This is a genomic window from Cellulomonas sp. PSBB021, assembly GCF_002240455.1.
In the GTDB taxonomy this organism is placed as follows: Bacteria; Actinomycetota; Actinomycetes; order Actinomycetales; family Cellulomonadaceae; genus Cellulomonas; species Cellulomonas uda.
In genome coordinates this window covers 3,210,060-3,231,792 of record NZ_CP021430.1, presented here as the reverse complement: position 1 = coordinate 3,231,792, position 21,733 = coordinate 3,210,060, and the positions used below count along the sequence as shown (strand labels likewise).

At 75.2% G+C, this 21,733-nt stretch carries 18 protein-coding genes and 1 pseudogene; 9 read left to right on the top strand and 10 right to left on the bottom strand.

What is annotated here, in order from left to right; genetic code table 11:
• Positions 1–22: 22 nt before the first annotated feature.
• From CBP52_RS14830 to CBP52_RS14820, 3 genes are all read right to left on the bottom strand, one after another.
• The gene (locus CBP52_RS14830) at positions 23–1,168 is read right to left on the bottom strand and encodes a VIT1/CCC1 family protein (RefSeq protein ID WP_094181604.1); all 1,146 of its coding nucleotides are present in this window, start codon (positions 1,166–1,168) and stop codon (positions 23–25) included.
• Between the two features lie 93 nt (positions 1,169–1,261).
• A complete protein-coding gene (locus CBP52_RS14825) occupies positions 1,262–1,627 on the bottom strand; it encodes a hypothetical protein (protein ID WP_094182421.1) in 366 nt (121 codons plus the stop codon).
• Between the two features lie 87 nt (positions 1,628–1,714).
• A complete protein-coding gene (locus CBP52_RS14820) occupies positions 1,715–2,794 on the bottom strand; it encodes a Gfo/Idh/MocA family protein (RefSeq protein ID WP_094181603.1) in 1,080 nt (359 codons plus the stop codon).
• Positions 2,795–2,973: 179 nt separating this feature from the next.
• Between CBP52_RS14820 and CBP52_RS14815 the strand changes: the two genes are divergently transcribed.
• The 4 genes from CBP52_RS14815 to CBP52_RS14800 all read left to right on the top strand — a co-directional run bounded on the left by CBP52_RS14815 (position 2,974) and on the right by CBP52_RS14800 (position 7,281).
• Entirely contained in the window at positions 2,974–3,603 is a 630-nt protein-coding gene (locus CBP52_RS14815; RefSeq protein ID WP_094181602.1) for a Pr6Pr family membrane protein, read from the top strand.
• A gap of 120 nt (positions 3,604–3,723) precedes the next feature.
• The gene (locus tag CBP52_RS14810) at positions 3,724–4,704 is read left to right on the top strand and encodes an FKBP-type peptidyl-prolyl cis-trans isomerase (protein ID WP_094181601.1); all 981 of its coding nucleotides are present in this window, start codon (positions 3,724–3,726) and stop codon (positions 4,702–4,704) included.
• Positions 4,705–4,854: 150 nt separating this feature from the next.
• On the top strand, positions 4,855–6,912 hold the full coding sequence (locus CBP52_RS14805) for an elongation factor G (protein WP_094181600.1): 2,058 nt from the start codon (positions 4,855–4,857) through the stop codon (positions 6,910–6,912).
• 150 nt (positions 6,913–7,062) lie between these two features.
• Positions 7,063–7,281 (top strand): BldC family transcriptional regulator, encoded by a 219-nt coding sequence (locus CBP52_RS14800; RefSeq protein WP_094181599.1) that lies wholly within the window; start codon positions 7,063–7,065, stop codon positions 7,279–7,281.
• Positions 7,282–7,354: 73 nt separating this feature from the next.
• Here CBP52_RS14800 and CBP52_RS14795 read toward each other — a convergent pair whose 3' ends face one another.
• On the bottom strand, positions 7,355–9,925 hold the full coding sequence (locus tag CBP52_RS14795) for an ABC transporter permease (RefSeq protein WP_094181598.1): 2,571 nt from the start codon (positions 9,923–9,925) through the stop codon (positions 7,355–7,357).
• A complete protein-coding gene (locus CBP52_RS14790) occupies positions 9,925–10,692 on the bottom strand; it encodes an ABC transporter ATP-binding protein (RefSeq protein WP_094181597.1) in 768 nt (255 codons plus the stop codon). The genes CBP52_RS14795 and CBP52_RS14790 overlap by 1 nt, the downstream gene beginning before the upstream one ends.
• 190 nt (positions 10,693–10,882) lie before the next feature.
• Between CBP52_RS14790 and CBP52_RS14785 the strand changes: the two are divergent.
• A pseudogene (locus CBP52_RS14785) lies at positions 10,883–11,502 on the top strand (L-threonylcarbamoyladenylate synthase).
• Entirely contained in the window at positions 11,499–12,233 is a 735-nt protein-coding gene (locus CBP52_RS14780; protein WP_094181596.1) for a uracil-DNA glycosylase, read from the top strand. Before CBP52_RS14785 ends, CBP52_RS14780 begins: the two are co-directional and overlap by 4 nt.
• A 57-nt stretch (positions 12,234–12,290) precedes the next feature.
• Here CBP52_RS14780 and CBP52_RS14775 read toward each other — a convergent pair whose 3' ends face one another.
• Positions 12,291–12,797 (bottom strand): FBP domain-containing protein, encoded by a 507-nt coding sequence (locus CBP52_RS14775; RefSeq protein ID WP_094181595.1) that lies wholly within the window; start codon positions 12,795–12,797, stop codon positions 12,291–12,293.
• A 375-nt stretch (positions 12,798–13,172) separates the two neighbouring features.
• Here CBP52_RS14775 and CBP52_RS14770 point away from each other — a divergent pair, with 375 nt between their 5' ends.
• Positions 13,173–13,610 (top strand): nitroreductase family deazaflavin-dependent oxidoreductase, encoded by a 438-nt coding sequence (locus tag CBP52_RS14770; protein ID WP_094181594.1) that lies wholly within the window; start codon positions 13,173–13,175, stop codon positions 13,608–13,610.
• Positions 13,611–13,613: 3 nt separating this feature from the next.
• Here the strand turns inward: CBP52_RS14770 and CBP52_RS14765 are convergent, their stop codons facing one another.
• Positions 13,614–14,351, bottom strand: coding sequence for an MIP/aquaporin family protein (locus tag CBP52_RS14765; RefSeq protein WP_232514518.1), 738 nt, complete (start codon positions 14,349–14,351; stop codon positions 13,614–13,616).
• A gap of 154 nt (positions 14,352–14,505) precedes the next feature.
• On the opposite strand from CBP52_RS14765, the gene CBP52_RS14760 reads away from it, so the two are divergent.
• Positions 14,506–15,192, top strand: coding sequence for an HNH endonuclease family protein (locus tag CBP52_RS14760; RefSeq protein ID WP_232514517.1), 687 nt, complete (start codon positions 14,506–14,508; stop codon positions 15,190–15,192).
• A 532-nt stretch (positions 15,193–15,724) separates the two neighbouring features.
• On the opposite strand, the gene CBP52_RS14755 is transcribed toward CBP52_RS14760, so the two are convergent.
• Entirely contained in the window at positions 15,725–16,441 is a 717-nt protein-coding gene (locus tag CBP52_RS14755; protein ID WP_094181591.1) for a DUF2993 domain-containing protein, read from the bottom strand.
• Between the two features lie 279 nt (positions 16,442–16,720).
• Here CBP52_RS14755 and CBP52_RS14750 point away from each other — a divergent pair, with 279 nt between their 5' ends.
• Positions 16,721–17,143: a hypothetical protein gene (locus tag CBP52_RS14750; RefSeq protein WP_094181590.1), complete on the top strand. Its 423-nt coding sequence runs from the start codon at positions 16,721–16,723 to the stop codon at positions 17,141–17,143.
• Between the two features lie 16 nt (positions 17,144–17,159).
• Here the strand turns inward: CBP52_RS14750 and CBP52_RS14745 are convergent, their stop codons facing one another.
• Entirely contained in the window at positions 17,160–20,246 is a 3,087-nt protein-coding gene (locus CBP52_RS14745) for an AAA family ATPase (protein ID WP_094181589.1), read from the bottom strand.
• Positions 20,246–21,418 carry an exonuclease SbcCD subunit D gene (locus CBP52_RS14740; RefSeq protein ID WP_094182420.1) on the bottom strand — a complete coding sequence of 391 codons (1,173 nt, stop codon included), beginning with the start codon at positions 21,416–21,418 and terminating at the stop codon, positions 20,246–20,248. Before CBP52_RS14740 ends, CBP52_RS14745 begins: the two co-directional genes overlap by 1 nt.
• Between the last annotated feature and the right edge of the window lie 315 nt (positions 21,419–21,733).

Sequence of the window (21,733 nt, the reverse complement as noted above, 5' to 3'; positions counted from 1 at the left end):
ACAAGACGGTGTCCGTCACACATCACCCGACGGTGGTGCCGAACGCGAGACCGAGCAGGTACGTGACCGCCGCGGCGCCCCACCCGATCGCGAGCTGGCGCAGCGCGCGCCGCGCGGGCGACGTGCCGGACAGCAGCCCGACCACCGCACCCGTGACCAGCAGCGCGATCCCGACGAGCCCCGCGGACCACGCGACCGCGTGCCACCCCTCGGCACGCAGCAGGTACGGCACCACGGGCACCGCGGCGCCCGACGCGAAGAAGCAGAAGCTCGCGAGCGCGGCACCGACCGCGGTGCCGACGGTCTCGTGCTCGTCGACCTCGGGCGCACCCGCCGTCGCGTCCTCGGGCCCGGCGGCACCCTCGGGACCATCCGGGTCGACCGGCACGACGAGTGCGGCGCCCGACGCCTCGAGCGAGCCGAGCACCTGCCGTGCGTGGGCGTCGGCGTCCTGCGGGGCCATGCCGCGTGCGCGGTAGACGAGCGCGAGCTCGTTGGCGTCGACGTCGAGGTGCGGCAGCGCCGCGCGCGCGTGCGGGCCGGGCCGCGACGCCTCCAGCAGCTCGCGCTGCGAGCGCACCGAGACGTACTCGCCCGCCCCCATCGACAGCGCGCCGGACAGCAGTCCGGCGAGTCCGGACAGCAGCACGGTCTGCTGCGAGACACCCGACGCGCCGATGCCCATGACGAGCGCGAGGTTCGACACCAGCCCGTCGTTCGCGCCGAACACCGCGGCGCGGAACGTGCCGGACATGCGGTTGCGCCCCCGCATCGCGAGCCCGCGCACGACCTCCTCGTGGATGCGCTCGTCGGCGGCCATCTGCGCGGTCGCGTCCGCGTCGTCGTCGTACGACGAGCGCGCCTCCGCCCGCTGCGCGAGCGCCAGGACGAACACGGACCCGAACCGGCGCGCCAGCCAACCGAGCACACGCGTGCGCCAGTCGCCGCGCAGCGGCTTGCCGACCTCGTCACCCAGCAGGTCGAGCCAGTGCTGCTCGTGGCGGCGCTCGGCCTCGGCGAGCGCGAGCAGGATCTCGCGCTCCTCGCCGGTGCGGCGGGACGCCAGGTCGCGGTACGCGGCGGCCTCGGCGCGCTCGTCCGCGAGGTACTGGCGCCACCTGCGGACCTGGGCACGGGTGGGGGCAGTCGGGGAGGTCACGGCCTCCATGGTGGCAGGCGGGATACGGACATCACGGACTCGGGGCCGAGTTCGCAGAGCCGAATCCGCAGGTCCGGGCAGCCGCCCCGACGCCTGCTCCGGTCAGGACTCCCAGGGCGGGGTCTCGTCGAGCTTCGCGTAGTACTCGGCCAGGTGGCTCTTGATGCGGTCGACGTCCGTGGCGGGGACGTCCACGCCGCCGCGTGATCCCTGCATCACGGCCGCCGCTGCGAACACGCCACGCGGCACCGCCCTGAGCCGTCCGTCCACGACGTCCGCGATGAGCAGCTTGTAAGCGGTGAAGTTCTCCTTCGAGTCCGCGTCGTACCAGACGTGCGCGTCGCGGTACCGCTCGTTCGGCCCGTCCTGGGCCTTCGCCCACTCCCGCACCCGCTTCTCGGCGGCCGCGCCGTCCCACTCACGGTCGCGGTCGGCCAGGGGAAGATCCCCGAACGCGGTGACAGCCATCGCACCTCCCGGCAGGTCGCGGTCGTCGCCCGACGACCGGCCCTCCCTCGACGCTCGCACCGGCTCGCGGATCGCGCATCCGGACGTTCAGGCCCAGGGCGGCACCGGGAGCGTGACGGCCTGGCCGGTCTCGGCGGCCTCGCCGATCGCCAGGCCGAGCCGGTGGTCGTGGATGCCGTCCGCGAGCGGGTAGGGCTGCGGGCCGTCGTCGTGCAGCCACGACGCGCACGCCGCGAGCAGGTGGGCGACCGCGAGCTCGTCGTCGGCGAACCGCGTCCCGACGAACGGGTTCCGGTACAGCACGCGCTCCCCCAGGCTCAGGTGCGTCAGGTCGAAGCCGTCGAGGTCCTGCTCGACGCCGCTCGTGCGCCGGTCGACGCGGCTGGTCAGGACGGTCCGGTCGCCACCCCACCACGTGACGGCGGCGTCGACGACCTCCCCGTGGGAGCCGCGCACGACCACCCGGTTGGTGCGCAGAGGGTTGTGCCACTGGTTGTCGGTGAAGTCGTACAGGCCGCTGCGACCGCCGCCGAGGTCGAGCGTCGCGAGCACGGTGCCCGCCGGTGCTGGCTGCGTGGCGTCGGTCCAGCCGTCGCGCGCGACCGGGTCCAGCAGGGGCGCGGTGAAGCGCTGCGCCCGCACCGTCGCGGGTCCGCGGCCCACGCCCAGCAGGAACCGGATCAGGCCGACCGCGTGGTACAGGTGCGTGGACGAGACCTGCACGCTCGTCGGCTCGCCGATCAGCCCGGCCTCGACGACCGCGCGCCTAGCCTGGTGCGCGGGCATGAACGGGCTGTGCTCGGCGACCTGCACCAGCCCCGACGCCCCGACGTCCGCCCACAGGCTCTCGAGCCCGGCGACGTCGGGTGCGGGCGGCGTCTCGGCCAGCACCGGGACGCCGGCGGCGACGAGCTCGCGGGTCACCTCGGGCGTCACGGGCCAGGGCACGGACACGACGACGAGCTCGGGCCGGTCGGGCGCCGCGAGCAGGTCCGCCACCGTGCGCACCGTCGGCACGCCCCACTCTCGCTCGACCTGCGCACCACGCTCCGCCGACCGCGTCACCACCCCCGTGACGGCGAACCGCTCCGGCAGCGCGCGCGCCGCCCGCGCGAAGAACTGGGCACGCCAGCCGCTCCCGACGATCCCGAACCGCAGCGCCGCCATGCGTCCTCCTGAAGGTCGTGGCCCACCGGTACGAACGCACCGAACCCTACGAACCCCCACCGACAGGGGCACGACGAGCGGCGCGGCGCGGTGCGCGCGCCCGGCGTGCGGTGGCACGCTGACGTCCGCGTCGGCGCCGGTGCCGACCGCCGCCGACCAGGAGCCGCCCAGGAGGTCACGTGGACGTCGTCGTCGCGCTGTTCCGGTTCTTCGTCGTGTACCTCGCGCTCATGGGGACGCGCGACATCTGGCTGCACGGTGAGCTCGACGGCCTGCTGTACTTCACCAACCAGTCCGGCTTCCTGCTGGCCGTCGTGATGACGTGGGCGGGGATCGCGTCGCTGCGCCGCGCGCCGCAGCCGCCGGGGTGGCTCAAGGGCGGCGTGACGCTCTTCCTGGCGATCACGGGACTCGTCGCGGCGTTCGTGCTCGAGCCCGAGGCCGCGGACGCCCCGACGCTCACGCTCGGCCTCACCGCGGGCCAGGTCGAGCACCAGCTCAACCCCGTGCTCGCGGTGCTCGACTTCCTGCTGCTCGACCCGCACCGGCGCATGCGCTGGCGGTACGCGTGGTGGTGGCTGACGTACCTGGTCGCGTACGTCGTGGTCACGACCGTGCGCGGCACCGTGTGGGACCTCGGCTACCCGTACGGCTTCATCGACCTCGGCGAGCTCGGGTGGGGCGGCCTGCTGCTCAACGTGCTCGTGTACGGCGTGGGCTTCGCGGCGCTGGGGCTCGTCATCATCCTGCTCGACCGCCGCCTGCCGAAGCGCGCGCTCGTCGGCTCCCCGGTCACGACTCGCACCTGAACCCACGCGGACCGGTACGAACCGTTTGCGGGGCGGGACGCCCAGACACCTCCCAGCCGAGTCGCGTACCGTTCGTGGGTCGTCGCCGTTGCGGCGGCTCCCCGACCCCCGGAGCTCACCGTGCGCCGCACGCCCCACCGCCGCCTGGCCGCCGCCGCGATCGCGGCGTCGCTCGCCCTCACGCTCGCCGCGTGCAGCGACGACGACAACGGACCGGACGCCACGCCCACCGCGACGACCACCGCGGACACCGACGCGACCGCTGCGCCGACCGCCCCCGCGACCGCCTCCGCCGAGGACGTCGCCGCGCTCGAGAAGGTCGAGGTCGAGGGCGAGCCCGGCAGCGAGCCCACCATCACCCTGCCCAGCACGCCGTTCTCCGTCTCGGCGGCCGTCGCACGCGTCGCGACACCCGGCGACGGCGAGGCGATCGCGGCGGGCGACACGCTCGAGATCCAGCTGACCGCCGTGAACGGCGAGGACGGCGAGAAGCTCGGCAGCACCTACCAGGACAAGGCCACGGGCACGTGGAGCGTCGCCGAGGACGGCAGCGGCATCCCCGCGCTCGACGAGGTGCTGGTCGGCGAGAAGCTCGGCGCGCAGGTCGTGTTCGCGCTCGTCTCGGGCGACGTGACGCAGGTGTACGTGCTCGAGCCGGTGCAGAAGATCGGCTCGCGCGCGCGGGGCGAGGCCGTCGCACCGGTCGAGGGCCTGCCGACCGTCGAGCTCGCGGAGGACGGCGCCCCGACGCTCACCGCCGCGACCGCCGACGCCCCGACCGAGCTCGTCGTGCAGCCCCTCATCAAGGGCACCGGCAAGGAGGTCGAGGAGGGCGACAACATCCTCGTCCAGTACCACGGCGCGCTCTGGGACGGCACGGTCTTCGATTCCAGCTGGGCCAACGGCCAGCCGTTCCCCGTCTCCTCGATCGGCAACGCGCAGGTCATCGACGGCTGGAACCAGGGCCTCGTCGGCACGCACGTCGGCGACCAGGTGCTGCTCGTCGTCCCGCCGGACCTCGGCTACGGGGACAAGGAGAACGGCAAGATCCCCGCGAACTCGACGCTGGTGTTCGTCGTCGACGTCCTGTGGGCCTCCTGACCGACCGCCGCACTCCGTACGCACGCACCCCCGGCGCCCAGGGACCGACGTCCTGACGGCACCGGGGGTGCGTCGTTATCGTGGGCCCAGGTCGCCGACGATCACCGTGGGAACCGCCCTCGCACCCGCCTGGCGGCCGGGGAGACGAGCATGGACCAGGCAACGACGCCCAGGATCCGCACCGTGGCCCTGGTGGGAGCCTCGGGCGCGGGCAAGACGACCCTCACCGAGGCGCTCCTGCACCGCGCCGGCGTGATCCCGAGGCCCGGGAAGGTCGAGGACGGCTCGACGGTCAGCGACCACGAGCCCGAGGAGATCGCGCGCGGCATCTCCCTGACGCTGTCCTCGCTGCCGTTCACGTGGACCACGCCGGACGGCGCGCTGCACGACGTGACGCTCCTCGACACCCCCGGCTCGGCGGACTTCGTGGGCGCGGTGGACGCGGCGCTCGCGGTCGCGGACCTCGCGCTCGTCGTCGTCTCCGCGGTCGACGGCGTGCAGCCGGGGACGCACGTCGCCTGGCGGCTCGCCGAGGCCGCGGGCGTGCCGCGCATGGTCGTCGTGACCAAGGAGGACAAGGCGCGCGCGGACTTCCACCACGTGCTGGAGGACCTGCGCGCGGCGTTCGGTGACGGCTTCGTGCCCGTCGAGCTGCCGCTCGGCGAGGAGCAGGCGTTCCACGGCGTCGCGGACGTGCTCGCGCAGGAGGGGCTCGAGTACACGCCCGACGGCCGGCACTCGACGGGTCCCGTCCCGGACGACGTGGCCGACGAGGAGCACCGCCTGCACGACGAGGTCACCGAGGAGATCGTGTCACACGACGACGACGCGCTCGAGCGATACCTCAGCGGCGAGGAGCCGTCGGCCGACGAGCTCGAGCGCACGCTCGCGCACGAGGTGCGCGACGGCGAGGCGTTCCCCGTGCTCGTCGTCTCGGGCGTCACGCAGGTGGGCGTCGACCGGCTCGCTGACCTGCTGTGCGAGCTCGGACCCGCACCCAGCGACCGGCCCGCGCACGTGCTCGCGGGCGACACGCCCGTCGAGGTTCAGGTCGACCCGGTCGGCCCGGTGCTCGTGCACGCGTTCCGCACGGTCGCCGACCCGTTCGTCGGGCAGGTCACGCTGCTGCGCGTGCTGTCCGGCACGCTGCGCGCGGGCGACAGGCTCGTCAACACCACGACCCGCACCGAGGAGCGCGTCCCCGGGGTGTTCCGCCTGCGCGGCAAGGAGCACCTGCCCGTCGAGGAGGCGCAGGCGGGCCACGTGGTCGCGGTGGCGAAGCTCACCGGGACGCCCAGCGGCTCGCTGCTGGCCGACCGCAACGGACCGGGCGCCGCGATGTCGGCGCCCGCGGTGCGTCCGCGGCAGGGGGTGTACGGGCTCGTGCTCGAGCCCGTGACCCAGTCCGACGACGACCGCCTGTCCGCCGCGCTGACCCGGCTCGTGGCGGAGGACCCGACGCTCCTCGTCGACCGCTCGTCGGACCGCACGGTGCTGCGCGGGCTCGGCGACACGCACCTCGCCGTCGCGCTCGAGCGTCTGGCGCGCGTGTTCGGCGTGCACGTGTCGACGTCGCCCGTGCCCGTGGCGTACCGGGAGACGATCCGCCGCCCGGTCGAGGCCGAGGGCAAGATCAAGAAGCAGTCCGGCGGGCACGGGCAGTTCGCCGTCGCGCACCTGCGGGTCTCCCCCGCGCCGCACGGTGCCGGCCTCGAGTTCGTCGACTCGGTGGTCGGCGGGGCGATCCCGCGCAACTACCTCCCGGCGGTGGAGCGCGGGGTGGTCGAGGCGATGGCGCACGGCGGTCCGCACGGCTACCCCGTGGTGGACCTGCGCGTCGAGGTGTACGACGGCAAGGCGCACTCGGTGGACTCGTCCGACATGGCGTTCCGCACGGCCGCCGCGAACGGCCTGCGCGACGCGCTCGCCGCCGCGGGCACGGTCGTCCTCGAGCCGATCGACCACGTCAGCGTGACCGTTCCGCCGTCGGTGCAGGGCGACGTCATGGGCGACCTGTCCGGCCGGCGCGGCCGCATCACGACCACGACGACGCTCGACGACGGGCGCGTGGTGATCGAGGCGGACGTGCCGCAGTCCGAGCTCACGCGGTACGTGCTCGACCTGCGCTCTCTGACCGGCGGCCGTGCCGAGCTCACCGTCGCGCCCGGGACGTACGAGGTCTGCCCGGACCACCTGGTCACGGCCTGACGCGGGCGGGGTGCGGCGAACCGCCCCGGGGCGGTGCAGGCGGCCGCTGGTACGTTCGGGCGAACCCGGCGGGCACGAAGTGCACGAACCGTGCGATCAGGGCAGCGTGGTGCACCAGTTGCCACGCGAAACGGTTGCAAGGAGGCACCCATGCCGCAGCAGCAGCACCACCAGGACGATCACACCGAGACGCTCCTCACCCCCGCCGAGGTGGCGTCCTACTTCCGGGTGGACCCGAAGACGGTGACGCGGTGGGCGCGCGCCGGCAAGCTCTCCGCGGTGCGCACGCTCGGCGGGCACCGGCGCTACCGCGAGGCCGAGGTGCTGGCGCTCCGCGAACCACCCACGCAGGCCTCGTCCGACGAGTAACCCGCACCCGTCACGCGGGTGCGAGCCGGGTCGCGGCGCCCGCTGCGCACGCCACGACCCGGCTCGGTGTGCGTCACTCGGAGGCGATCGCCTCGAGCGCCCGCATGCGGGCCGCGCGCGTCGCGGGCCACAGCGCCGCGACGACCCCCACGACCACGGCCAGCACGACCATCGTCACGAGCCCGCCCCACGGGACGACGAGCTGGTCGAGCCCGTCCTCCGCGTAGACCGTGGGCAGCGCGGCAGCGAGCCCGACGCCGACGACGAGGCCGACGACCGTCCCGAACACCGCGGTGAGCACCGACTCCACGGTCACCGTCCCCGCGAGCTGCAGCCGCCCGAGCCCCACGGCCCGCAGCAGCCCGATCTCCCGGGTCCGCTCGATGACCGACAGCGCGAGCGTGTTCACGATGCCCAGCACCGCGATGACGAGCGACAGGCCCAGCAGCGCGTACAGGATCACCAGCAGCTGGTCGACCTGCGCGGCCATCTGGTCCACGAACTCGTCTCGGTCTTGCACGGACACCACGACGTACGGCGCGACCGCGTCGGTCACCGCGGCACGCAGCGCGTCCGGCGAGACGCCGGCCGCCGCGTCCACGAACACCGTGTCGATCTGCTGCGCCTCGCCGGGCGCGAGCTCGTCGAGCACGGCCGGCGTGACGACCACCGACGAGCCGACGACCTGGCTGGAGAACAGCGCACCGACCCGCAGGTCACGCGACCCGGCGGCCGTGCTCACCGTGACGGTGTCGCCCACCGACCAGTCGTCGCCCGCGAAGTCCGTGTTCAGCAGCGCGGTGTCGTCCGCGAGCGCCGCGGTGTCACCCGCGGCCACGTCGACCTTGAGCGTCGAGCCGAGCACGCCCTCCCCGAGCGCGACCACGCCGCCCGCGTCCTGCGGCGTCGGCGTGACGCCCGGGCTCGGCGAGACACCGGCGAGGGTGAACGCGACGACGGCCGTACGCCCCACCTCGGGCAGGTCCGCGACGTCGTCGGCGGCACCCTCGGGGATCACGTACGTCGCCGAGCGCAGCACGAGGTCCGCGTCCGTGGAGCTCTCGACGACGCTCGCGAGCGACGCCTGCGCGGAGGCGGCGATCACCGACACGGCACCCACGAGCGCCATGCCGATCGTCAGCGCACCGGCCGTGTTCGCGGTGCGGCGCGGGTTGCGCACCACGTTGCCGCGCGCGAGCCGCCCCACGGGCCGCAGCAGCGCGACGAACGGCGCTGCGAGGACCCGCATCGACGCGCGGGCGAGCGTCGGGGACGCCACCAGCACGCCGACGAGGACGAGCGCCGCACCCGTGCCGAGCAGCGCGTCGGCCGCCTCCGACGCGGGCCGCAGCACCGCGGCGACGACCGCCGCGGCACCCGCGGCGACGACCGCCGCACCGAGCACGGCGCGCAGGCGCAGCGAGCGCTCGTGCACCGTGATGTCGCCACGCATCGCCTCGACGGGCGCGACGAGCGCGGCCGTGCGGGCCGGGAACGCCGACGCGACCGCGGACACCACGGTGCCGAGCACCAGGCAGCCCACCACGTTCGACGTGGACAGCGGGATGTCCGCCGTGAGGTCCATGCCCATCTGCGCGAACACCACGCGCAGCGCCGAGACCAGACCCAGCCCGCCGAGCACACCGAGCGCCGCCCCGACGAGGCCGACGATCGCGGCCTGGCCGACGACCACCGTGAACACCTGACCGGGCGACGCACCCACGGCACGCAGCAGCGCGAACTCGCGCACCCGCTGGCGCACCGACATCGCGAACGTGTTGGCGATGATGAACGCGCCGACGAACAGCGCGATCACCGCGAAGATCAGCAGGAACGTCGTGACGAAGCCGAGCATCTCGTCGATGTCCGACTGCAGCGCGTCGCGCAACTCGGTGCCCGTCACGACCCGCGCGTCGTCGCCGCCCGCGAGCGTGGGCAGCGCGTCCGCGACGGCGGCGGTGAGCGCCGCCTCGTCGTACCCGGGCTCGGCGTGCAGCGCGATCTGTGCGACCGTGCCGTCCGGCGCGTACGCGGCCTCCGCGGTCGCCGGGTCGAGCAGCACGATCGTCGCGCCCGCCATGGGACCGCCCAGGTCCACCTGGCCGACGACCGTCACCTCGCGCACCCCGCCGTCGATCACGACGCGCGTCGTGTCACCGATCGCCAGGCCCGACGACTCGAGCGTCGCCGACTCGAGCGCGACCTCGTCGGCCCCCTGCGGCACCGCACCCGCGACCAGGTCGAGGTACGGGTCGCGGTCGTCGAACGCGACGCCGAACGACGGCGCCTGCGTGGACTGCACGGCCGTGCCGTCCGCACCGACCAGCACGATCGAGCCCGCGACGTCCGGCAGCGCGTAGCGCACCCCGTCGACCTGGGCGAGCTCGTCGGCCAGCGCGAGCGGCACGGGCGTGCGCGTCTCCCCGACGCTGAACCCCGCCTCACCACCCGCGACCTGCGTCGCGCCCTGCACGTACGCGTCCGCGGGGGCGGACGCCTCGACGATCCCGTCGAAGGTGCTCGACATCATCGTGCGCAGGCTGAACGTGCCCGCGACGAACGCGACCCCGAGGGCCACGGCCAGCACCGAGAGCAGGAACCGGACGGCGTGCGCCCGGACCCCGCGCAGCGTGACGCGCAGCATCACACCACCTCGGCGGGCGCGGACTGACGCGTGAGCCGGCCCAGGCGCTCCAGCACCGAGTCCGGCGTGGGCGCCAGCAGCTCGTCGACGATCCGGCCGTCGGCGAGGAACAGCACACGGTCCGCGTACGACGCGGCGACCGGGTCGTGCGTCACCATGACGACCGACTGGCCCAGGTCGTCCACGCTGCGGCGCAGGAAGCCCAGCACGTCACGCGCGGACGTCGAGTCGAGGTTGCCCGTGGGCTCGTCGGCGAACACGACCGCCGGACGCGTCACGAGCGCACGCGCGCACGCCACCCGCTGCTGCTGACCGCCCGACAGCTCGGCGGGCTTGTGGCCGAGGCGGTCCTGCAGACCCACCGCGCGCACCACCGCGTCGAGGTGGTCGGGGTCCACCGGGCGGCGGGCGATGTCGAGGGGCAGCACGATGTTCTCGAGCGCGGTCAGCGTCGGGACCAGGTTGAACGCCTGGAAGACGAAGCCGAGGCGGTCGCGACGCAGCCTGGTCAGGCGCCGCTCCGACATCGAGGACACCGCCTCGCCGTCGACCGTCACGGTCCCGTCCGTGGGCTTGTCGAGGCCGGCCATGCAGTGCATGAGCGTCGACTTGCCGGAGCCCGACGGGCCCATCGTCGCGGTCAGCCGACCGCGCTCGAAGTCGACGTCGATCCCGGCGAGGGCGTGCACCGCGGTGTCGCCGCGGCCGTACGTCTTGACCAGGCCGCGCGCGGACGCGATCACCGTGGCGGGGTCAGGGGGAAGCATGTCAGTGGTCACGACGACGATCCTCGTCCCCGGGTGCCCCCCGGTCGATGGGGTTTTCCCCCGGATGCACCCCTGAGTCACCCCACGGGCCGCTCAGGGTTCCCCCGGTCCGACGAAGGTCCTGGTCAGGGCCTCGGCAGCCGTCCGGCTCGACCGGCGTGCCATCCCGCCCGGGACTACGGTGGGCACCATGGCCCGGTACCTCGACGTGCACCCCGATGACCCGCAGCCGCGCCTCGTCGCGCAGGCGGTCGACGTCCTGCGCGGCGGGGGCGTGATCGCCTACCCCACGGACTCCTGCTACGCGCTCGGCACGACGATGGGCTCGGCGCAGGGCGCCGAACGCATCCGCCGGCTGCGGCACCTCGACGACAAGCACCACTTCACGCTCGTGTGCGCCGACTTCGCGCAGCTCGGCCAGCTCGTGCACCTGCCCAACAGCGCGTTCCGCGCGATCAAGGCCGCCACCCCCGGCCCGTACACGTTCATCCTGCAGGCCACGCCCGAGGTCCCCGCCGCCTCGCGCACGCCAAGAAGCGGTCGGTGGGCGTGCGCATCCCCGATCACGCCGTCGCGCAGGCGATCGTCCGCGCGCTCGGCGAGCCGATCCTGTCGTCGTCCCTGCTCATGCCCGGCCACGACTGGCCCATGACCGAGGGGTGGCAGATCAAGGAGGAGCTCGACCACGAGCTCGACGCCGTCGTCGACGCGGGCGACTGCGGCACCACGCCCACCACCGTCGTCGACTGGACCTCCGACTCCCCCGAGGTCGTCCGCGAGGGCGCGGGGGACCCCGACCGGTTCCGGTGACCGCGCCACCCGTCCCGCCGGGCGACCCGGACGCGGCCCGCTCCCCCGCGCTGGCCGACCTCGACGCCGACGTGGTCGTCTGCCGGCGCTGCCCCCGGCTCGTGGCGTGGCGGGAGCAGGTCGGCCGCGAGCGCCGCGCCGCGTTCCGCGACCAGGAGTACTGGGCCCGGCCCGTCCCCGGGTTCGGCGACGCGCACGCCCGCATCCTCGTCGTCGGCCTCGCACCCGCCGCGCACGGCGCCAACCGCACCGGCCGCATGTTCACCGGCGACCGCTCGGGCGACTTCCTGTTCGCCGCGATGCACCGGGTCGGCATGGCGAACCAGCCCACGTCCGTGAGCGCCGACGACGGCCTGCGGCTCACCGGCGTGCGGACCACCGCACCCGTGCGCTGCGCACCGCCCGCCAACGCGCCCACGTCCGACGAGCGCCGCGCGTGCGCACCGTTCCTCGCACGCGAGCTGTCGGCCGTCGACCCGCGCGTCGTCGTGGTGCTCGGCGCGTTCGGCTGGGCGGCCCTGCTCGACACGTTGCGCGACCTCGGCTGGGCCGTCCCCCGGCCCGCGCCGCGGTTCGCGCACGGCGGCGAGGTCGTCGTGACCCGTGGCGAGCAGGCGCTCACGCTGCTCGGGTGCTTCCACGTGAGCCAGCAGAACACGTTCACCGGCCGGCTCACCCCGCCCATGCTCGACGCCGTGCTGCTGCGCGCGCGCGACCTCGCAGCCACCTGAGCCGGCGGACCAGCTGACCAGCGGGCCGGCTGACGGACGGTCCGGGCGCCGCGCGGGTCACGCGTCGCGCCGCACCTCGGCCACGAACCGCGCCGAACGCTCACGCAGCCCCGCGACCCGAGCAGCGACGATCAGCTCGCGGCGCTCCTGCGCGTCGTCGCCCGCCTCCGTGCGCGTCGGCGGACGCCGCACGTTGCGCGAGCACGCGAAGTGCGTGCAGATGAGCGTGCCGATCGTGTTGCCGCGCCGGCCCGCCGCACCCGCTCGTCGGGCCACGTACAGGCTCACGTCGTCGGTCACGACGACGTCCTCGCACCACGCGCACACCGCGCGGCGGCGGATGCGCTCCTTGGCGTCGGTCGAGCGCAGCAGCACCCCGACGGGTGTGCCGTCCACCGGCACCACCGCGTACGCGACGAGCGGCGCCTTGCGGTCACGCCAGCCCAGGTAGTCGAGGCGGTCCCAGTCGAGCTCGTCGAGCACGGGCAGCACGGCCTGGGCCGCCTCCCGGCGCGAGGCGTTCACGAAGGACGCGCGGATCTGCTTGTCGGTCAGGGGTTCCATGGGGATCTCCGGTCAGGGTCCCGCCGGGCGCGCGACGGCGCGGGTGCGGCGGTGGTGGGCACGACGACGGTGCGCCGCCCTGGTCCCGACCGGCCGGCTCGTGCGACGGGTCAGGCGGGGGCGACGCGCGGGGCGCCGTGGCCCGAGCAGGCCGCAGCGGCCACCTCGCAGCCTGCGATGCCGTGCATCCGCGTCCCTCTCGTCCCTGCTCGTCCGTGCTCGTGCGTGCTCGTGCGTGCTCGTCCGTGCTCGTGCGGCGTGCTCGTGCCGTCCGGGCGCGCCCGCAGCCGTCCCTGCCGGGCGTCGCCATTGTGCACCCCGGCGCCGGCGGACCCACCAGGAATACCCGCGGCGCGCGCGGTCGTTGCCGCTGGCATGCCGCTGACCGGAGAGTACGAGCCCAGCACGTCGCAGCGCACGCGCGAGCAGGTCGAGCTGTACGAGACGAGCGGGGGGACGCAGGGCACCACGCTGAACGGCAAGCCCGTCGTCGTCCTCACGACCGTGGGCGCCTCGTCGGGCAAGCTGCGCAAGAACGCCCTCATGCGCGTCGAGCACGACGGGCGCTACGCCGTCGTCGCGTCGATGGGCGGCGCACCGCAGCACCCCGCCTGGTACCACAACGTCGTCGCGAACCCGCTGGTCGAGCTGCAGGACGGGCCCGTCCGCAAGGACTACGTCGCGCACGAGGCGACCGGCGAGGAGCGCGACGCGTGGTGGGCGCGCGCCGTTGAGGTGTGGCCCGACTACGACGCGTACGTCACGCGGACCTCGCGCACCATCCCCCTGCTCGTGCTCGAGCCCGTCGACTGACGGTCAGCCGAGCAGCAGCTTCCAGCCGCCCACGCCGACGAGCCCCGCGAGCATCGGCGCCGCGACCGGCACCCAGCCGTAGCGCCAGTCCGAGCTGCCCTTGTGCTTCAGCGGGAGCAGCGCGTGCACGATGCGCGGGCCCAGGTCACGCGCCGGGTTGAGCGCCGGACCCGTCGGGCCGCCGAGCCCCGCGACGAGACCCCAGACCAGGAAGCCCAGCGCGAGGTGCGCGAGCCCCGGCTCGTCCCTCGTGAGCGGCGAGTGCACGATCGCGAGCGCGCACGAGAACAGCACCACCGAGCCGAGCAGCTCGTTCGCGAAGCCGTTGAGCCGCGAGCGCGCCGCGTTGACCGTGGAGAACGTCGCGAGGATGTCGTCCGGGTCGTCGGTCAGGTCGTAGTACGGCTTGTGGGTCGCGACGATCGCGAGCTGCCCCGCCATCGCGCCCAACAGCTGCGCGATCACGTACGGCGCGACCTGCGCCCACGGGAACAGGCCCCACGCCGCGAGGCCGACCGTGAACGCCGGGTTGATGTGGTTGCCGCTGACCCCGCCGAACATGAGCGCCGGGATCATCACGCCGAACCCGTAGCCCATCGCGATCAGCGACCAGCCGCCGCGGTACCCCTTCGAGCCCTTGAGGTGGACGTTCGCGACCGTCCCGTTGCCGAGGATGATGAGGATCGCGGTGCCGATGAACTCGCAGGCCACACGCGTCATGAGGTCGTAAGAGGGGTCCACGTGCCCAGCGTGGCAGCCCGAGCGCCGTGGCGCAGCGAAGCACGACGCGCGTGTCCCGCCGCGACCCGACCCCAGCCCCCCGGGTCGTCGTGGTCCTCCACCGGTCGCCGCGCCCGCCGCCCGCGCCCACCCGCACACCGCGAGGCTGCTGCCCGTGCGCGGTGGCTGGCCCTGGTGGACCGGGTGGGCGGTGGTCCTCGTGCTCGCGCTCGTCGTCGGGCTCGGTGTGCCCGTAGTGCTGCGCGAGCGCGCCGCCGCACGCTGGCCCGTCACCGCCGCGGACCTCGCCGACGGCCGCACGGCGCTCGCCGCGCTCGTCGTCGGGACCCCGCGGCACGTCCCCCCGTACGACCGCGCGCGGTTCGGCACCGCGTGGGCGGACGTCGACCGCAACGGGTGTTCCACGCGCGACGACGTGCTGCGCCGCGACCTGACCGCCGTGCGGCTCGACACCGACGGGTGCACCGTCCTGACCGGTGTGCTCGACGACCCGTATACCGCGCAGGTCGTCGAGTTCCGGCGCGGCCCGGGCTCCGCCGACGTGCAGGTGGACCACGTCGTCGCGCTCGCCGACGCGTGGGCCGCCGGTGCCGACGCGTGGGACCCGCCCGCGCGCGAGCGGTTCGCCAACGACCCCGCCAACCTGCTCGCCGTCGACGGTCGGGCCAACCAGGACAAGGGCGCCGCCGACGCGTCCGACTGGCTGCCCCCCGACCCCGGCTACGCGTGCGTCTACGCGCTGCGTCAGATCCGCGTGAAGTCCGCCTACGCCCTGCGCGTCACCCCACCCGAGCGCGACGCCCTGTCCCAAGCCCTCACCACCTGCCACACCACCCCCTGACCTCCCGCCGACGACCCCGCCATCGCTCGCGGTATCCGTCCGCATACCGCGAGCAACCACGGGGTCACTCGGGATCCCAGCGACGAGACCGCCATCGCTCGCGCCATCCGACCCGAGACCCGGAGCAACCACGGGCTCGGCCCCCGCCGACGAGACCGCCATCGCTCGCGGTATCCAGTTCCATACCCGGAGCAACCCCGGGGTCGCGCGGGTGCCGGCGACGGGACCGCCATCGCTCGCGCAATCCGACCCGAGACCCGGAGCAACCACGGGCTCGCGACCCCCGCCGACGAGACCGTCATCGCTCGCGGAATCCAGCCCCATACTCGGAACAACCCCGGGCTCGCGCGGGATCCCATCGACGAGACCGTCATTGCTCGCGGTGTCCGGTCCCATACCCGGAGCAACCGCGGGGTCGCGCGGGATGCCTTTGACGAGACCGTCATGGCTCGCGGTATCGGGCGTCGGAGCCGGAGGAAGGGCGGGGTCAGGGGACAGGGAGTCAGCGGGTCAGGAATGGAGGGTCAGGGGGTCAGGAATGGAGGGTCAGGGAGGGTGGGGGGATCGTGACGTCGGTGCCGGAGGCGGTGATGCGCAGGCCGGCGGGGTCGACGACGGCGTCGGTCAGCACGAGCCCCTCGGGGAGGCCCTCGAGCGGGACCTCGAGGCCCGTGAGCCGGCCCGACACGTCCTGCGGCAGCAGCGTCGGGTCGAGCTCGACGCCGCCGACCGACACGCTCCCGAGGTCGACGAGCAGCCTGCCGTCGACCACGCGCGGCGTGAGCGTCGCGACGAGCGGCAGCCCCAGCGCCGTGCCCCGCAGCTCGAGCTCGTCCCCCTGGACGCCGACCTCGACGTCGAGCTCGGTGCGCTGCGTGACGAGGTCCTGCACGGACGCGGCCGGGACGATCGCGTGCACGTCGACGTGGTCCATCCGCTGCGGGCCGGTGGTGGGCACCCCGCGCGCGGCGATGGCCAGGTCCGTCATCGCGACGCCGCCGAGCGTCGCACCGTCGAGCCGGATGTCGACGTCGTCGATCCGACCCGCGGCGAGCTGGGTGAGCACGGGGAACCCGCCGACCTCGACGCGGGGCTCCCCCACGGGGTCCTCGACGCGCGCGGTGAACCCGTCGGCGACCGCCTGCTCCACGCGTGCGGCAGCGATGCGGTCGACCACGACGAGCGCGAGGACCACGACGAGCAGGCCGACCACCGCGACCGCCCACCGGGCCCTCCGTCTCGCACGCATGCGCTCCACGCTAGGTGCAGTCCCCGGCAACCCGCCCGGCGGTGCTCGCCCGCGGACGCCGCGCGTCCCGTCGGGTCACGGCGGGGGCGGGCGGACGTCGGGCATCTCGCTCGGACCGCCCACCGCGCCTGTCACCAGCGTCTTCGCGCGCCGGGCGCAGACCCTGCGGCCCCCTGACACACGCTGTGGGCCCCCCGCGGCCAGGCGCGTGATTTGTGTGGCGCGCGTCACGTCCCGCACCTAGCCTGGATGCCGAAGGACCATGACGAAGGACGCCCGATGATGTGGGTTCTGCTGCTGATCAGCGTTCTGCTCCCGGCGGTCCTCTTCGGGACGATGATGTCGCTGTTCCCCGGGGAGGACGAGCCGCCGCGATGGCGCACGGCCCTGGCCCGGGTGTTCGAGCGGTGGGCTCGGGCCCTGCGCCGGCCGGAGCCGCTCGAGCCGCCCGCCGACCCGTTCGACGCGCTGTGGGTGCAGGACCGCCTGACGAAGGTCGCGGACCACGTGCGCCGGCTCGAGCTCGACACGCGGGGGTACGCGCGGGCGGAGCGGATCATCGCCTCGCAGCTCGCGTACGACCAGCTGCTGGCGAAGGCGTGCACGCTCGCCGGTGTCCAGGTCGAGGAGAGCCCGCTCGGCGACCCGGCCGAACGCTTCCGCGAGGAGGTCGAGCTCACGTCGCGCGGCTGGTCGTGGTGAGCCCCCGGGCGGCCGGTCAGCCCGCCCGGACGGTGAGGGTGCTGGGCCCGGTGGCGGTGCGCCGCACCTCGACGCGGTCCGCGATGGTCTGCTTGAGCGCGTCGACGTGCGACACCACGCCGACGACCCGCCCGCCCGCCCGCAGCCGGTCGAGCTCGGCGAGCACCTGGTCGAGCGTGTGCGGGTCGAGCGAGCCGAACCCCTCGTCGACGAACAGCGTGCCCAGGTCGATGCCGCCCGCCTCGGCCGTGACCACGTCCGCCATGCCGAGCGCGAGGCACAACGACACGTAGAACGTCTCGCCGCCGGACAGGGTCCGCGGGTCGCGCTGCTGCTCGGTGTGGTGGTCGAGCACGCGCATCGCGAGGCCGCGGCGGCGCGAGCTCACGTCCTCCTTGGCGTCGCTGCGCACGAGCTCGTACCGACCGTCGGACATCGCACCGAGCCGCGCGTTGGCCGCGGCGACGACGTCCTCGAACCGCCGGACGAGCACGTACGTGGCGAGCGACAGCGCGTGGTCGTTGTCCGATCCCGTGCCCGACGCGAGCCCCGCGAGCCGCAGCACCGGTGCGGCGTCGCCGAGGCACCGCACGTGCTCGGCGAGCGCGGCGAGCACGCCGTGCGCGGCGTGCTGCGCGGCCTCGGCGCGGGAGGCGGAGACCCCGGCGCGCGCGGTGGCCACCTGGGCGACCTCGGCGGCGGCCCGCTCGGCCTGCAGCACCGGCTCGACGTCCGGGACCGTGCCCTCGGCCACGTCCGCGAGCAGCGGCTCGTCGGCGAGCTCGGCGAGGCCCGTCCGCACGCGGGCGAGTGCGGCCTCGTGCTGCCGGACCAGCCGGTCCAGCGCGTCGGCCTGGTCGTCCGCCAGGTCGGCGGCGCGGGCCGCGTCGGCGTCCGCGAAACCGTGCTCGGCGAGCGCGGACTCGAGCTCACGCGTGCGGCGCACGAGGTCCCCGCCGGTGGTGGCGACGGCCTCGAGAGCCCGGCGCAGGTCCGCCGCCGTGGCGGCCCGCTCGACGAGGGCCGCGTGCCGCGCGGCGACGGTCGGGTGCTCGCCCCGCGCGAGCGCGACCCCGGCCTCCGCCGCGGCGAGCTCGCCGGTCCGCACGTCCACCAGCACCGCGGCGCTGTCCCGCCCGGCGACCGCGAGCGCCCGTGCGCGGCGGCGGACCTCGGTCTCCTCGTCGTGGGCCGCGAGCCGTGCGGCGAGCCGGTCGGCCTCGACGACGGCCGCACGCGCCTCGTCGAGGGCGCGGCCGGCCCGCACCAGCGCGTCCCGCGCCTCGTCCGGCGTGGTGCCGTCGGTCGCCTCGCGTGCGGCCGCTGCCTCCGCCTGGACGCGCACGAGCACCTCCCGCGCGGCGACGAGCGCCGCCTCGGCCTGCCGCGCGTCGGCCTCCGCTGCGGCGACCTCGTCGGCCGTCACGTGGTCCGCGCCCAGTGCGGCGGGCCGCGGGTGCTCGGCGCTGCCGCACACCGGGCAGTCCTCGCCCGGGACCAGGGCGTCCGCGAGCTCGCCCGCGAGCCCGGCGATGCGCGCGAGCCGCGCGCTCGCCGCCGCGTGCACGGCCACCTGCGCGCCGCGCCCGGCGTGCGCGACCTGCGCCTGAGCCGTCTCCTCGCGGACCAGCAGCGCCGCGAGCTGCTCGTGGGCCTGCGCGCGCAGCCGCGCGGCCTCGACCGCGACCGCCGCGTCCGCCTCGGACGTGCCCTGCGCGCGCGCCGCGGCGAGCGCCTCGGCGAGGGCCGCCGCCTCGGTAGGGCGCTGGGCGAGCCACGCGTCGTGCGCGGCGATCTCCGTCTCGCGGTCCTCGACAGCGCCGCGCGCCTGCGTCACGGACGCGCGCAGCGCCTGCAGCGACGCCTCGGTCGCCACGTCCCGCTCGAGCCCTGCTGCCGTGCGCACGGCCTCGTCGTGCGCGGCCACGAGCCGCTCGACGCCGGGGCCGTCCGCCCCGGGCACCGGGTCGCCGCCGTCGACGAGCCCCGCGAGGCCCGTCGGTGCGACGTCCCGCGCGGCGACGAACGCCTTCGCCGCGGCGTCCCACGCCGACGACGCGAGCCCGACCGCCCGCAGCAGGGGCCGCACGGCGCGCGCGGCCCGGGCCGACGCCAGCCGGCGGGCCGCCTCCCGCTGCGCGTCCTGCGCCCCGACCAGCGCCGCGAGCTCGGCGCGCAGCCGGTCGCGCTGCTCGGCGAGCCGCACGGTGCGCCGCCCGGCCTCCGCCGCGGTGCGCGCGGCCTCGAGCGCGGCCGTCGCCTGGTCGGCCTCCGCCCGGTCACGCTCGGCCTGCGCCACGAGTGCGGCCAGCGGCACGGCGAGCGCCCGCTCGGCGTCGTCCACGGCCCCGCGTCCGGCGAGGACTCCCGTGACCGCGTCGCGCGCCTGCGTGAGCTCGTCGTCCAGCCCCGCGGCACCCGCGAGCTGCGCGACACGCTCCTGCACGGTGCGGCGCGTCGCGTCCGTGGCGCGGTCGGCCTCGCGGCGCATCTCGACGAGCCGCGCCTGCATCCGCTCGTACACCTCGGTGCCGAAGATCTTCTGCAGCAGGCTGCGCCGGTCCTCGGGGTCCGCGCGCAGGAACCGCGCGAACTCGCCCTGCGGCAGCACGATCGTCTGGACGAACTGCGCCCGGTCCAGCCCGACGAGCCGCTGGATCTCGGCGCCCACCTCGTCGAGCCGGGTCGAGAGCATCTCGCCCGCGGGCTCGTCGTTGACCCCGGCCGCACCGCTGTCCCCCGTCAGCCGCCACAGCCGCACCGACGCCTGCTGCCGCACGGTGCCGGTGCCGCGCCGCTTGGCGCGGTCGAACGCGGGGGTCCGGCGCACCCGGTACCGCCCGGCCGCGACCTCGAAGACGAGGTCGACGAACGTCTCGGTGTCGTCGTCCGCGTACGCCGAGCGCACCCGGTCACCGCTCGCGTCGGCGGAGGCGACCTTGCCGTACAGCGCGAACACGACCGCGTCGATGAGGGTCGACTTGCCCGCACCCGTCGGGCCCTCGAGCAGGAACAGCCCCGACGAGCCGAGCGCCGCGAAGTCCACGGTGTGCCGGTCCGCGAACGGCCCGACGGCCTGCAGGGTCAACGACAGCAGACGCATCAGGCGCTCCGCTCCGCGGCGGCCGCGTGCTCGTACGCGGCGCGCAGCACCGCGAGCTCGTCGGCGTCCGGGCGCGCGCCGCTCACGTGCGCCACGAAGTCGCACGCGACCTCCACCGGGTCGGCCGCGGCCGTCACCGCCCGCAGCACGGCGCCCTGCGAGGTCTGCGGGGGCCGGTGCTGCACGACGAGCGCGTGCGGGAACCGGGCGCGCACCCGCGCGTACAGGTCGTCGGGCCGTCGCTCGTCGGTCACGACGACCCGCACCCAGTCGCCCACGTGCGGCTCTCCCGCGGCGCCCAGCAGGTCCGCGAGCTCGCCGGTGACGTCCGCGAGCCGCCGCGGCACGGGTGCGGGCACCAGCTCGGTGCGCACCTCGTCGGACGACAGGTCGACGAGCACGCTCGACTTGGTGTGCCGCTGCTCGGAGAACGAGTACGCCAGCGGCGAGCCGCTGTAGCGCATCGTCGTCCCCGCGGGCCCGGTCACCACCTGCGGCCCGTGCAGGTGCCCGAGCGCGACGTAGTCCACACCGCCCAGGACGTGCGACGGGACGTGGTCGACCCCGCCCACCCGGATGTCCCGCTCGGACTCGCTCGCGACCCCGCCGACGACGAACGCGTGCGCGGCCACCACGCTGCGCGGCCGCACGGATCCCGGCGGACGCGCGGCCAGGTCGGCGCGCACGCGCGCCATCGCGGCGGCGGTGACGGCCTCGTGCGAGCGCGCGAGGGGCGCCGCACCCGGCTCGGCCAGCTCGGTGCGGACCGAGTCCGGGTCGAGGTACGGCAACCCGTACACGAGCAGCGCACGCCCCTCGTCGTCGACCACCTCGACGGGGCGGGCGAGCGACGCGACGCGGGTGCGCAGCTGCACGCGCTCGCGCATCAGCGCGGCACCGAACCCCAGGCGCGTCGCGGAGTCGTGGTTGCCGGAGGTGAGGACCACGGTCGTGGAGCCGGCGAGCCGGGCGAGCGTCTCGGACAGCAGCGTCACGGCCTCCACGGGCGGGATCGCACGGTCGTACACGTCCCCCGCGACGACGACCGCGTCGACGGCCTCGGAGCGCACCACGTCGACCAGGTGGTCCAGGTACGCCGCCTGGTGGTCGAGCAGGTCGACCCCGTGCAGCGACCGGCCCAGGTGCCAGTCGGAGGTGTGCAGGATCCGCATGTCCCGGACCGTATCCGCCGCCGCCGACACTCCCGCGGGGACAGGCCGGGGACGCGGCCGCACGTTTTCGCCCCCGGGCGGACGCACCGCGGTCCCCACCCCCAGGGCGAGGTCGGCGCGCGCGTCCGACCTGCACATCCGCTCGCGCGCAGGAGGTTGTCGGCCTCTGGGAGGATTCGTCGGGTCGAACCGTTCGCGAAGTTCATCCCCCAGGGGGACCTCACGGCGACCCTTGCTTCGGCAAGGTGTGCCCTGCGTGCCGCGGGAATCCAGGTCGACCGGGCCAGGGGCGGCGCACGACCCAGACAGGGGGTT